At 49.4% G+C, this 12,789-nt stretch carries 14 protein-coding genes and 1 tRNA gene; 9 read left to right on the top strand and 6 right to left on the bottom strand.

Going from position 1 to position 12,789, the window contains the following annotated elements; genetic code table 11:
• Positions 1-237 precede the first annotated feature (237 nt).
• Positions 238-1,041: a 2,5-didehydrogluconate reductase DkgB gene (dkgB, locus tag OGY17_RS18675; protein WP_008783767.1), complete on the top strand. Its 804-nt coding sequence runs from the start codon at positions 238-240 to the stop codon at positions 1,039-1,041.
• A 21-nt stretch (positions 1,042-1,062) separates the two neighbouring features.
• Here the strand turns inward: dkgB and yafC are convergent, their stop codons facing one another.
• Positions 1,063-1,977: a DNA-binding transcriptional regulator YafC gene (yafC, locus tag OGY17_RS18670; RefSeq protein ID WP_008783768.1), complete on the bottom strand. Its 915-nt coding sequence runs from the start codon at positions 1,975-1,977 to the stop codon at positions 1,063-1,065.
• A 104-nt stretch (positions 1,978-2,081) separates the two neighbouring features.
• On the opposite strand from yafC, the gene OGY17_RS18665 reads away from it, so the two are divergent.
• The 3 genes from OGY17_RS18665 to OGY17_RS18655 all read left to right on the top strand — a co-directional run bounded on the left by OGY17_RS18665 (position 2,082) and on the right by OGY17_RS18655 (position 5,036).
• Positions 2,082-3,257, top strand: coding sequence for an MFS transporter (locus OGY17_RS18665; protein WP_008783769.1), 1,176 nt, complete (start codon positions 2,082-2,084; stop codon positions 3,255-3,257).
• Between the two features lie 131 nt (positions 3,258-3,388).
• Entirely contained in the window at positions 3,389-4,189 is an 801-nt protein-coding gene (locus OGY17_RS18660) for an endonuclease/exonuclease/phosphatase family protein (protein WP_008783770.1), read from the top strand.
• A gap of 76 nt (positions 4,190-4,265) precedes the next feature.
• Entirely contained in the window at positions 4,266-5,036 is a 771-nt protein-coding gene (locus OGY17_RS18655) for a class I SAM-dependent methyltransferase (RefSeq protein ID WP_008783771.1), read from the top strand.
• A 49-nt stretch (positions 5,037-5,085) separates the two neighbouring features.
• Here OGY17_RS18655 and mltD read toward each other — a convergent pair whose 3' ends face one another.
• Together mltD and gloB are read right to left on the bottom strand one after the other, a co-directional pair.
• The gene (gene mltD, locus OGY17_RS18650; protein WP_032942416.1) at positions 5,086-6,444 is read right to left on the bottom strand and encodes a murein transglycosylase D; all 1,359 of its coding nucleotides are present in this window, start codon (positions 6,442-6,444) and stop codon (positions 5,086-5,088) included.
• Positions 6,445-6,515: 71 nt separating this feature from the next.
• The gene (gene gloB / locus OGY17_RS18645) at positions 6,516-7,271 is read right to left on the bottom strand and encodes a hydroxyacylglutathione hydrolase (RefSeq protein ID WP_008783773.1); all 756 of its coding nucleotides are present in this window, start codon (positions 7,269-7,271) and stop codon (positions 6,516-6,518) included.
• Between the two features lie 33 nt (positions 7,272-7,304).
• On the opposite strand from gloB, the gene OGY17_RS18640 reads away from it, so the two are divergent.
• On the top strand, positions 7,305-8,027 hold the full coding sequence (locus OGY17_RS18640) for a class I SAM-dependent methyltransferase (protein ID WP_048214878.1): 723 nt from the start codon (positions 7,305-7,307) through the stop codon (positions 8,025-8,027).
• Here the strand turns inward: OGY17_RS18640 and rnhA are convergent.
• Positions 8,024-8,491 carry a ribonuclease HI gene (rnhA, locus tag OGY17_RS18635; protein WP_003838896.1) on the bottom strand — a complete coding sequence of 156 codons (468 nt, stop codon included), beginning with the start codon at positions 8,489-8,491 and terminating at the stop codon, positions 8,024-8,026. The two genes, OGY17_RS18640 and rnhA, sit on opposite strands and share 4 nt — an antisense overlap.
• A gap of 64 nt (positions 8,492-8,555) precedes the next feature.
• Between rnhA and dnaQ the strand changes: the two genes are divergently transcribed.
• A complete protein-coding gene (gene dnaQ, locus OGY17_RS18630) occupies positions 8,556-9,284 on the top strand; it encodes a DNA polymerase III subunit epsilon (RefSeq protein ID WP_095533177.1) in 729 nt (242 codons plus the stop codon).
• Between the two features lie 133 nt (positions 9,285-9,417).
• Positions 9,418-9,494: transfer RNA gene (locus OGY17_RS18625), tRNA-Asp, on the top strand.
• A gap of 156 nt (positions 9,495-9,650) precedes the next feature.
• On the opposite strand, the gene OGY17_RS18620 is transcribed toward OGY17_RS18625, so the two are convergent.
• Complete coding sequence (locus tag OGY17_RS18620) at positions 9,651-10,169, bottom strand: FidL-like protein (protein ID WP_003830806.1); 519 nt, start codon at positions 10,167-10,169, stop codon at positions 9,651-9,653.
• A gap of 1 nt (position 10,170) precedes the next feature.
• Positions 10,171-10,854 carry a winged helix-turn-helix domain-containing protein gene (locus OGY17_RS18615; protein WP_008783775.1) on the bottom strand — a complete coding sequence of 228 codons (684 nt, stop codon included), beginning with the start codon at positions 10,852-10,854 and terminating at the stop codon, positions 10,171-10,173.
• Between the two features lie 750 nt (positions 10,855-11,604).
• Between OGY17_RS18615 and OGY17_RS18610 the strand changes: the two genes are divergently transcribed.
• Both OGY17_RS18610 and OGY17_RS18605 read left to right on the top strand, forming a co-directional pair.
• Complete coding sequence (locus OGY17_RS18610; RefSeq protein WP_003830808.1) at positions 11,605-12,153, top strand: fimbrial protein; 549 nt, start codon at positions 11,605-11,607, stop codon at positions 12,151-12,153.
• Between the two features lie 69 nt (positions 12,154-12,222).
• Positions 12,223-12,771 (top strand): fimbrial protein, encoded by a 549-nt coding sequence (locus tag OGY17_RS18605; RefSeq protein WP_020996612.1) that lies wholly within the window; start codon positions 12,223-12,225, stop codon positions 12,769-12,771.
• The last annotated feature ends 18 nt before the right edge of the window (positions 12,772-12,789 follow it).

Below are 12,789 nucleotides of genomic sequence, written 5' to 3'. Positions count from 1 at the left end.
CGGTAGTTCAGTTGGTTAGAATACCTGCCTGTCACGCAGGGGGTCGCGGGTTCGAGTCCCGTCCGTTCCGCCACTTATTAAGAGCCCTGAGCTAACGCTCAGGGCTTTTTCTTTGTCTGCAATTTAATTATTGCTGAATCCGCAAAAATCCTCTGCATTTTTCACTCTTTTTCTATAAAGAGCTTAAGCTCATAATCCTCTCAGTTAACGAACATAGTGATTAAAAAGAGGAATTCTATGACTATCCCTGCATTCGGTTTAGGTACTTTCCGCCTGAAAGACGACGTGGTTATCGCTTCTGTTAAAACGGCGCTTGAGCTAGGCTACCGTGCTGTCGACACTGCGCAAATCTATGATAATGAAGCGGCTGTTGGTCAGGCGATTGCCGAAAGCGGCGTACCGCGTAACGAGCTGTATATCACCACCAAGATTTGGATTGAAAATCTCAGCAAAGAAAAACTGATCCCAAGTCTGAAAGAAAGCCTGAAGAAGCTGCGTACAGATTATGTCGATCTGACGCTGATCCACTGGCCATCTCCAGGTGATGCGGTATCTGTTGAGGAATTCATGCAGGCGCTGCTCGAAGCAAAACAGCAGGGGCTGACTCGCGAAATTGGTATCTCAAACTTCACCATTCCGCTGATGGAAAAAGCCATTGCCGCAGTAGGTGCAGAGAACATTGCGACCAATCAGATTGAGCTGTCTCCGTATCTGCAGAGCCGTAAGGTGGTTGACTGGGCGAAAGCACAGGGCATCCACATCACCTCTTACATGACGCTGGCTTATGGTAAAGCGCTGAAAGATGAAGTGATTGCGCACATTGCCGCTAAACATAACGCGACCCCGGCGCAGGTTATTCTGGCATGGGCAATGGGGGAAGGTTACTCCGTAATTCCTTCTTCTACCAAACGTGAAAACCTGGCAAGCAACCTGCTGGCGCTGGAACTGCATCTGGATGCCGAAGATAAAAAAGCGATCGCGGCACTGGACTGCAACGATCGTCTGGTCAGCCCGGAAGGTCTGGCCCCTGATTGGGATTAATTGCCTGACCCTCTGTACCCATTAACCCTCTTTCACAGCTCCTTCGGGAGCTGTTCTTATATATTCACTTAAAAAGTCGATAAATGCCCGGATGCGCGTACTGACGGCACGATCGCTGTAATAAACTGCGCTAAAAGGCATCTCTACCGGCAGACGTTTATCTGCCAATAACTCCACCAGTTCACCCCGCGCGATCTCTTTATCTATCATATAATCTGAAAGACATGCGATGCCGTTGCCATTCAGGCAAAGCTGTTTTAGCGTTTCTCCACTGTTGGAAGAAATTCCGCACTCAACCTCATGCAGCTGTCCGTCGCTACAGGCAATCGGCCAGGTATTGAGTGAAACTGGTTCGGAAAACCCCAGACACAGATGCTGGTTTAACTCCTCGACGCTCTCTGGCTTGCCAAAACGGGCAATGTAGTCCGGTGAGGCAATAATCTTACGATAGCTGGTAAATAACGGACGCGCACGTAGACTCGAGTCAGTCAGTGTACCCGCTCGTATAGCAACATCCACTTTTCGTTCAATAAGATTGATGAACGTTTCTGAGGAGACGAGAGACAACGTCATCTCAGGATACCGCTCCCGGAACGGCTTGATTAGCGGCATCAGGAAATGCAACATCACCGGTGTTGCTGCGTCGATGCGCAGCAGGCCGCGCGGAGTATTACGCGACTCCATGATTTCAGTTTCTGCTGCAGCCATCTCTTGCAGTATCTGCTGCACCCGCCTGAAGTAGCGCTCTCCTTCTTCGGTCAGGCTTAGCTGTCGGGTCGTGCGATTAAGCAAACTGACGCCCAATTTCATCTCCAGCTTTTTTACTGCCCGGCTGACCGCGGAATTGGCTTGTCCAAGCTGTTCTGCCGCCCGGCTAAAGCTGCCGCTTTCCACTACCGCCACAAAAATTGCAAGTTCTTCGGAGGTTGCTTTCATTTTTGCACCTGAAGCAAAATTATATTGAGATTTTGAATATTTTTGTCATTAAAACATCCAGGCATACTGCGTGTCATCTGATTACTGATGTTACGGAGTTATTTATGCCTCTCGCTTTATTTGCACTAACAATAAGTGCCTTCGCTATAGGCACTACTGAGTTTGTGATTGTTGGTCTGGTGCCGACCATCGCTCAACAGCTGGCGATCTCGTTACCTTCAGCCGGGATGCTGGTTTCAATTTATGCGCTGGGTGTGGCAATTGGCGCGCCGGTACTGACCGCTCTGACCGGACGCCTGCCACGTAAACAGTTACTGGTTGCGCTGATGGTTCTGTTTACGGCGGGGAATTTGCTGGCATGGCAGGCACCCGGGTATATGACACTCATTGTTGCTCGTCTGCTGACTGGACTGGCACATGGCGTATTCTTCTCGATTGGTTCTACCATCGCGACAAGTCTGGTGCCAAAAGAGAAAGCGGCTTCCGCCATTGCCATTATGTTTGGTGGCTTAACGGTGGCGCTGGTCACCGGCGTGCCGCTGGGAACATTTATCGGTCAGCACTTTGGCTGGCGTGAGACTTTCCTCGCGGTATCAATGTTAGGCGTGATTGCACTGATCAGTAGCCAGTTACTGATCCCTGCCAACATTCCCGGTCGTGCAGCCGCCAGCATTCGCGACCAGGTGAAGGTGCTGACTCATCCCCGTCTGTTGCTGATTTACGCCGTTACGGCACTGGGCTACGGCGGTGTATTCACGGCATTCACCTTCCTTGCACCGATGATGCAGGATCTGGCGGGGTTCTCCCCGGCAGCAGTAAGCTGGATCTTACTGGGTTACGGTGTTTCAGTGGCTATCGGTAATATCTGGGGTGGTAAGCTGGCAGATAAGCATGGTGCGGTTCCTGCGCTGAAATTCATTTTCGCCGTGCTGTTTGTTCTGCTGATGGTCTTCCAACTGACGGCCTCCACGCAGTACGCCGCGCTGGCTACCATTCTGGTGATGGGGATCTTTGCCTTTGGTAACGTGCCGGGGTTGCAGGTCTACGTGGTACAGAAAGCGGAGCAATTTACGCCTAATGCTGTAGATGTGGCGTCAGGGTTAAACATTGCGGCGTTTAACATTGGGATTGCGCTGGGGTCAGTGATTGGCGGGCAAACGGTCGAGCATTATGGTTTAGCACAGACGCCGTGGATTGGCGCCCTCATTGTTCTGGTAGCTTTCCTGCTGATGGGGGTCAGCGGTCGTCTTGATAAACCCGTGCGTGTTGCTCTGGGGTAAATCATTGATGTAAGCGCCCACTTACAAAACAAACTGCAATTGTTCGTTGAAAGTGAGTGCTAAAATCCCTATAACAGAAGAACCAGTCCGGCTGCGGACTGGTTGACGTTACAGAGGTTTGAAAGTCTAAAGTGCGAAAAAACACCTATGCCATGCGTTATGTTGCCGGACAACCCGCCGAGCGGATTTTACCGCCGGGGTCGTTTGCGCATATTGGCCAGGCATTACCCGCAGGCGTTCCGTTAAGCAGTGAAGACCGCATTCGCGTGCTGGTATGGAATATTTTTAAACAGCAGCGCGCAGAATGGCAGTCGGTGCTGAAGAATTTTGGCAAAGATGCGCATCTGGTATTATTACAGGAAGCGCAAACCACGCCAGAACTGGTGCAGTTTGCGACCGCTAACTACCTTGCTGCCGATCAGGTTCCTGCCTTTGTGCTGCCTCAGCATCCCTCTGGCGTCATGACGCTCTCTGCTGCTCATCCTGTTTACTGTTGTCCATTGCGCGAGCGTGAGCCTATTTTACGGCTGGCGAAATCGGCTCTGGTAACGGTGTATCCGCTGCCTGACTCTCGATTATTAATGGTGGTGAATATCCACGCGGTTAACTTTAGCCTCGGCGTCGATGTTTATAGTAAGCAGTTACTTCCCATTGGCGATCAGATTGCTCATCACAGCGGTCCGGTTATTATGGCCGGCGATTTCAATGCCTGGAGCCGTCGACGGATGAATGCGCTGTACCGCTTTGCGCGAGAAATGTCGCTGCGCCAGGTACGTTTTACTGACGATCAGCGCCGGCGCGCGTTTGGTCGCCCTCTCGATTTTGTGTTCTATCGTGGTCTGAACGTGAGTGAAGCCTCTGTGCTGGTCACCCGTGCATCCGATCACAACCCGCTACTCGTTGAATTCAGTCCCGGCAAACCTGAACAATAACGGTGTGTCAGGTCTGCCGTAGGGCAGGCCTGTGATGGTTGCCCTTCCTATTTCACAACAACCGAAGGACAACACAATGACAACTCGCTCTCACCATGACAACGTCGAAAAACAGTTTGGCTCTCAGGCTAATGCCTATTTAACCAGTGCGGTGCACGCCTCTGGCCGTGACTTGCTGCGTCTGGGGGAAAGGTTGTCGGCATTTCCGCAGGCCCGTGTGTTGGATATGGGATGTGGAGCGGGGCATGCCAGCTTTGTAGCCGCGCAACACGTAAAGCAGGTTGTGGCTTATGATTTATCGTCGCAGATGCTTGAGGTGGTCGCTGAGGCGGCAAAAGACAGAGGCCTGGAGAATGTCGCCACACGCCAGGGTTATGCCGAAAGTCTGCCATTTGAAGATAGCGAATTTGACGTGGTGATTAGCCGCTATTCTGCGCATCACTGGCATGATGTCGGACGCGCGCTGCGGGAAGTGAACCGCGTTCTGAAGCCCGGTGGTGTATTGATTGTGATGGATGTGATGTCGCCAGGCCACCCAGTACGTGATATCTGGTTGCAAACCGTGGAGGCGTTACGTGATACCTCGCACGTTCGTAACTATTCCAGTGGAGAGTGGCTGTCGTTAATCAACGATGCCAATTTGATTGCCGATACTTTGTTAACCGATCGCCTGCCACTGGAGTTCAGTTCGTGGGTCGCGAGGATGCGCACGCCCGCGGCGTTGAGCGACGCGATTCGTGCATACCAACAAAGTGCTTCTGCAGATGTGAAAGCCTACTTTGCGTTACAGGAAGATGGCTCGTTTACCAGCGACACGATAATGGTTGAGGCACATAAAGCGGGATAAATAAAAAAGGCACTGGGGGGAATCCAGTGCCTTCATTTCTACAATGCTATCAGGAGTCCGGCATTCCGTTGTTTTTCACAAACAACGTGAGCTGATCGCCTGGCTGTAGATTGTCCGTATCGCTGTTCCAGCGCATGACATCTTTGATGTTAACCCCGTGACGTTTGGCAATGCTCGACAGCGAGTCGCCTTTACGCACACGATAGGTGATGCTATCGCTGTTGTTCGCCAGACGCTGTGCGCTGGTACCCGCACCCACCGTCAGGTTTTGACCCACTTTCAGGGATGACCCGCGCAGATTATTCCACTGCTTAAGGTCATTGGTGCTCACGCCAAGGCGTGACGCGACACCAGAAAGCGTATCGCCAGAGCGAACTTTGTAGCTACGACTGTTCAGCGGCGTGTTATCCGCGACCAACGTTGACTGCACGGCTGCAATTTCGCCTGAAGCCAGAGACTCACGCAGCTTCTCTGCATGCTTCTTTGGCACCATCACATATTGCGGGCCGCTGGCACCCAATGTGGAGCCTTTCACGCCTGCATTGAAGGTCTTCAGCTTGCTGACGGAAATACCCGCCATATCGGCAACCTGAGCCATCTCAACCGGGCTACTCAGGCGAACACGTGCCAACGCGCGGCTTTCGTCTGTTGTTGGCAGACGTACGCCATAGCGTTTGCTGTTTTTGAGTATATCGCTCAATGCCAGCATTTTAGGCACGTATAGCTTCGTTTCCTGAGGCAATGGCAACGACCAGAAGTCAGTGGGTTTACCACGTGCTTTGTTCGTTTTGATTGCCTTCATGACACGACCTTCACCGCTATTATAAGCAGCAACGGTCAGCAGCCAGTCGCCATCAAACATCTTGTTCAGACGCTGCATCATGTCCAGCGCGGCGGTGGTGGAAGCCACAACGTCGCGACGTGCATCATAACTGCGGGTCTGTTTTAAACCATAATTGCGCCCCGTGCTCGGAATGATCTGCCAAATACCTGCGGCATTGGCGCCAGACGTTGCGTGAGGATCAAAAGCGCTCTCCACTATGGGTAGTAGTACCAGTTCCATAGGCATGTTACGTTTCTTAACCTGCCCGGCTATCCAGTACATATACGGCTCTGCCCGTAAAGTTACATCGTGGAGATAGCTCTTATTGCGTAAATACTTCTGTTTCTGTTCGCGAATCCGGCTGTTTTCCGGAATTCCCATCTTTAGCTCGTCACCAATGAAAGCCCACAAATCTTGATCAGCAGCGATAGATGTTCCGTCGTCCATCCATCGCGCCTGACTTGTAAACTTTCCTGCTTCCCCTTGACCAGCTGCAGAAAGGCTCTGTGCGTGTTGTTGGACGTTACCAGTATTCTGGCACCCAACAAGCAGGACAGAGGCGAGTAATATCGCTTTTGCCTTCATGTGTGTGTCAATAGTTGCTTAAAAGACGACCGATCATAACGGCGAAGTTTTCAAAAGGCAACCCGGAATTGTCAGAACGTATCTTTCTTTGACCTTAACCAGGCAAAACGCTCTTCAGGTTGTTGCAATATTGTTTCTTTGTTGATTTCATTAATTAAATCAATATCTTCCGTTCTCAAAAAAAGATTATTTCGCCGCTCATTTTTCAGAATTACGGGTAGTGTCATTTGTTTTTTTACGCGTAACTCATTAACTTTACGATAATATTCATTTATGAACGAATCGTGCGGGAGAATGCTTAAGGCAAACTTCATGTTTGCTAATGTGTACTCATGTGCGCAACAAATTAATGTATCGTCAGGAAGTTCGTTTATTTTTTTAAGTGATTGATACATTTGAGTTGCTGTGCCTTCGAAAAGTCGACCGCAACCGCCAGAAAAGAGCGTGTCACCACAAAATAAGTAAGGATGGCTAAAGTAACAGATATGTCCTAAAGTGTGACCCGGAGTAGCAATTACCCTAAATTCATGCCCCAAAACGAGTGCAATATCGCCATCTTCGACTACGTGTGTCGTTCCCTTATCTTGCGTTTCAGCCGGTCCGTATACCACTATTTGTGGGAAATGTTGCAGGAGTTCTTTCACTCCACCAACGTGATCCTGATGATGGTGGGTTAGCAGAATGGCTTCCGGCACCCAGTTATGCTCTGCAATGGCTTTCAAAACAGGAGCCGCTTCACCCGGGTCCACAATCAGACAATGCTGGTCATTATTTGACAGGACCCAGATGTAATTGTCCTGAAATGCAGGAATACTGTTAAGATTCATATATTACCTCTCAATGCGTAACGGAAGGTTGTGATGAAACCGGCAAGGATCCCTCAAACTGTCGTAGCGCCCGTTAGCTGGGATGATTTGCCCTGGGGCGAACACTATCGTGAGGCGCTGGAGCATCAGCTTAACCCGTGGTTTGCAAAAATGTACGGTTTTCATCTGCTTAAGGTTGGTAATTTAAGCGCAGAAATCGATTCTGAAGCGTGCGCGGTTTCTCATCAGGTAAATGTTTCTTTGCAGGGATCTCCCATGCAGGTGACGGCCGATCCTTTGCATCTTCCCTTTGCCGATAAGTCCGTGGATGTCTGTTTATTGGCCCATACGTTGCCGTGGTGCTCCGATCCGCATCGCCTACTGCGTGAAGCCGATCGCGTGTTGATTGATGACGGCTGGTTGATTCTGAGCGGCTTTAACCCGGTAAGCTTGATGGGATTGCGTAAACTGGTGCCCGTATTGCGCAAGACATCGCCCTATAACAGTCGGATGTTTACCCTCATGCGTCAACTGGACTGGCTATCATTACTGAATTTTGAAGTGCTGCACTATAGTCGTTTTCATGTTCTGCCCTGGAACAAGAAGGGCGGGAAAATGTTAAGCGCCCATATCCCCGCGCTGGGCTGTTTACAGCTGGTGGTTGCGCGCAAGCGAACCATTCCGCTTACGCTCAACCCGATGAAACAAAATAAAAGCAAAACGCCTATCCGTCATGCCGTTGGCGCGACCCGGCAATACCGTAAACCGGACGCTTAAGCCTCAGTCTGATACCCAATATCATCCTGAGTCGGGCTCATGGCCGCGGTGCGCGCAAGCTCATCGCAGCGTTCGTTTTCCGGATGGCCCGCATGGCCTTTAACCCATTCCCATTTGATTTGATGCGGCCCCAGCGCGGCATCGAGACGTTTCCACAGATCGACGTTCTTCACCGGTTTTTTATCTGCTGTTTTCCAGCCGCGCTTCTTCCAGTTGTGGATCCACTGCGTAATGCCTTGACGCACATACTGGCTGTCCGTGCTGAGTATCACTTCACACTGTTCTTTCAGGGCTTCCAGCGCAACGATTGCCGCCATCAGCTCCATGCGATTATTAGTGGTGAGGTTGTAGCCCTCGCTAAAGGTTTTTTCGCGCCCGCGATAGCGTAAAATCGCCCCATAACCACCAGGCCCTGGATTTCCCAGGCAAGAACCATCGGTGAAAATTTCTACCTGTTTAAGCATCTCTGGTAGACTTCCTGTTTTAGCAAATCGAAATCAAACGATAAGTCTGACATAAATGACCGTTATGAGCACTGGAATTACACGACAGATCGTCCTCGATACCGAAACCACCGGTATGAACCAGATTGGCGCCCACTATGAAGGCCACAAGATCATTGAGATCGGTGCGGTTGAAGTGGTGAACCGCCGCCTGACCGGCAATAACTTCCACGTTTACCTGAAGCCGGACCGGCTGGTGGACCCGGAAGCGTTCGGCGTACACGGAATCGCAGACGAATTCCTGCTCGATAAACCTACGTTTGCCGATGTAGCCGACGAGTTTCTCGACTACATTCGCGGCGCGGAGCTGGTCATTCATAACGCATCGTTCGATATCGGCTTTATGGATTACGAATTCGCGAAGCTCAAGCGTGATATTCCGAAGACGAATGAATTTTGCAAAATAACTGATAGCCTGGCGCTGGCGAGGAAAATGTTTCCTGGCAAGCGAAACAGCCTTGATGCGTTATGCTCGCGCTATGAGATAGACAACAGTAAACGAACCCTGCACGGCGCATTGCTCGATGCCCAGATTCTGGCCGACGTTTATCTGATGATGACCGGCGGGCAGACCACGATGGCGTTCTCAATGGAAGGCGACAGCCAGCAGCAGAATGACACGGGGATCCAGCGTATTGTGCGACAGTCCAGCAAACTACGCGTTGTTTTCGCTACTGATGAAGAGTTAGCGGCCCATGAGTCACGCCTTGACCTGGTGCAGAAGAAAGGCGGAAGTTGCCTCTGGCGGGCATAGTTTGTACGTTTACCGTATGAAAATGGCCATTCGGGTGATTTTTGCAGCAAACGATTAAAAACGTGAGAAAAAGCGTTGACGAGGCGCGAGGCAATCCGTAATATTCGCTTCGTTCCCAAGCGGAACACAACGCGGAGTGGTAGTTCAGTTGGTTAGAATACCTGCCTGTCACGCAGGGGGTCGCGGGTTCGAGTCCCGTCCATTCCGCCACTATTCAGAAAGCCTGAATCAGAAATGATTCAGGCTTTCGTCGTTTTAGCCCGCCAAAAATAATAATCTCATTACCATACTTTATCGACCGCGCCCGAGCTTTCGGGTGGGCAACACATCAGGTCATCCTTAACCCGACGCATATCCAGAAGGCGATTAACTCGCGAAGTGATTCATCACGCAGGCGAAGCGGGGTGAGAAGTTATCGCCAATAAGAACCGTTTCCTCATTCAGGTGCTTTAGCATATACAGCTTGTCGGCACGTTCGTAAGCGTCGAAGAAGAGATAGTCGACAGCGTCCGTTGCGTCATCATCGGGGGATTTTTCCCGACCATCGGGAGTGAGCATAAAAACGCCTGCGGTATGGCCGAGTGGACGGGCATAGCGAAAGAACAGTTTTCGGTTAACAGCGAACTCGCCGTCGTCACTTTTGAGTTTCCCCTGGACTGACAATGAAAGGTGTCCGGAGTTGTAGCTGGTTATCAGCATTATTCCGTGGAGTTCCTTTTTTGTATTCTGGATGTCGAGTATCGACGTGAATTCCGAGGAGCAGGAAAAACTGATTTCTTGTTTTTTCGCATTCCCGGCGATAATAAAAAAAGCGATAGCCGCTAGCCCAAAAATGGCAATCACGACTGACCATAGTAAAGGAGAGTGATCGCTTTCCTGCTTCATATCATTCCTCATGATGGCGATACTGGCTGATGCAATGGTAATAGCCGAGGTTTAGCCCGCATTCAGCGGCAAACGACCACTCAACCAGATTATGGTTGCTCGCCCAGGTATTGAGATACAGATCTTTTGGGTACGAACAGTTGGGGTTAATACCCACGGACTTGAAAATATCCAGCGCTTTTTTTTCGGTTATGGTGTCGGTGAGGGCGTTTCCTAATATATGCACACGGCATTGCTCGTAGTCGATAGTCCGCAGGATCGCCGCGTCCGTCATCGCGATTTCATTGGGTATCCATGTTAACCACGCTGTCGCCAGCACGGCGATGCCGGTAATTAACGTTGTTATCGTGACAGGCCACAGGTTTCGTTTCTTTTTCCTGGGCGTCAATGCAACATTGACTATTCTGGTGGGCGCTTGCGATTCCTCCAGTTGCTGAATATTGATACTGGCGTCGCTCATCCGAAATCCTATTCGCGGAATGGTGACGATCAGTTCTGCAGGATGGCCCGTAGACGTTATTGCTTTGCGCAGAAATGAAATGTGCTGATTGAGATTAGCATCCGTCGCTCTGGCGCCATTATGCTGGAAAACATTCCGCAGAATTTCATCGCGCGAGGATATCTCTTTACCATTTTGCAACAGATAGAGCAGTAATTGTGTTGCCACATTATTCAATGTGGCCATTTCACCAGATGCCAGGTCTTTTAGGGTATTTTTATGTGGTCTGAAAACTAAGCCTTCACCAATAATTACGGATTTAATTTTGTTTATTGGTATATGAGAAATCACTGATGTCTCCTTTAAAGCAGGATATCTCGCATTCGAGTGGGGGAAGCAATAGCATAACATAATTCATTTATAAAAAATGATTGTGCCATAGATCGCTTTATTAATATTTATATAACAATCTCTTAATATATCTAATAGAATCCTCCAATCTCCTTCCTCTCTTTCACTATCTTATTGTCATTACTCGCTTTTGATGCCCAATTTCATTTTTACAAAACATTCATAAATACATTTTGCCTGTTCTTCTGGCTAAATAAAAAAATAGTTGATAGATAAAAACTCTATAAAAATTATAAATAATAGACATTAACACTGGTGTCGGCGTGTTTTTTGGCTATTTTTTAGGTAAACGATCGCTCTACAGACAGTGTTACAACACGATTCCCTGAGTTTGATTAATACCGGATTTTTGCATTGTGTCATTTTTTCGTCGACTTAATATAAGCCCCGAAACAGCGTAAACAACTGTGGGCGGTATTTCGGATGGAATACCAATGAAGTTCAAAATACAGGGTGGCTTGAGATGGATTGTTTGCAAGGAAATGCACTTCCGCCACCTGCAGATCAGGGTTTCCCTTGCATAAATTGTCTGTGGAAATAGATCGTCGGAATAACCAAAAAACAGATATAAGGTTAAGTAGTAATATGAAAATGAAAAACGTGGCTGTGGCTTGTGCGCTGATGGCGGGAATGACTTTTACTGCATCTTCTGCTTTCGCTGCAAAAAATGTTGAACCGACTAACGGTAAAATTCACTTCACTGGTTCTCTGGTTAATTCCGCATGCGGTCTGGCCCCAGAATCCAGCCCGGTGCAGGTTAATTTTGGTGAGATCCCAACTTCTCAGTTAAAAGACAACCAACGTGCTGGTGTTAAGCATGCCAAAATCGTTCTGCAGGGCTGCGATACAACTGTTGCGAAAACCGCCACAGTAACCTACACCCCGGCAACGATTGATACCGACAACAATGCGCTGGCTGCATTTACCTCGGGTACAGCAAAGGGCGCGGGCATCGGTATGATTGACAGTGGTAACCAGGACGTGAAATGGGGCGAAGCCGCATCTCAGGTCAACATTACCGATGGTGAAACCGACATTGATTTCGTTGCTTATCTGCAGGCCAACAACGCATCCGCAGCAGTAACCCCGGGTGACTTCGAATCTACCGTTAATTTCCAGATCGATTATCAGTAACGATCTGCTGCGGGCGCAATTATGCGCCTGCTTAACCCTTCCTGCGAATAACTGAAAGGAAATGCGGTGATGCCTGGATGGCGTATTTTACTGCTTTTTATCTTCATATCGCCTGCATGGGTTTTGGCTGACACCCATCGTCTTGTCAGTACGCCCGGCAAAATGCGCATGCGGGGAAATATTATTGAGGCTGCCTGTTATGTCGATCCACGCGACCGGTCGCTGCTGGTTGAATTTGATGACCTCTCAGCCAGAGATATTTCCGGAAAACCTGAAAAAGTATCTGCGCATGATTTCAGCATTCATTTGCTGGGATGTTCATTAGGGGATTCTCAACACCCTGGGAATCTGTTCCAACGCGCCAATATTACCTTTTCCGGCGCACCGGATAGTGACAATCCTGATTATCTGAGCGTGCAATCGGAAACTGAAAATTTAGCGATAGAAATATATGACGGCAAAGGCAAGCAAATTCATTTAGGTGAGCCATCACCAGATTATGCGCTTAACCCCGGGAAAAACACGCTCAATTTTACGGCTTATTTGATCTCCCGCGACGGAAGAATGACGTCTGGTGAATTTACTGCAGTCACGCATTTTGTTGTGAATTATCTCTGAGCTGCACAGCAATTCGGG

This window comes from Citrobacter sp. Cpo126, from assembly GCF_030332445.1.
GTDB classification, from domain to species: domain Bacteria; phylum Pseudomonadota; class Gammaproteobacteria; order Enterobacterales; family Enterobacteriaceae; genus Citrobacter; species Citrobacter portucalensis.
Note: the sequence above shows the minus strand (reverse complement) of the source record. Positions and strands in the feature narration are given on the sequence as shown.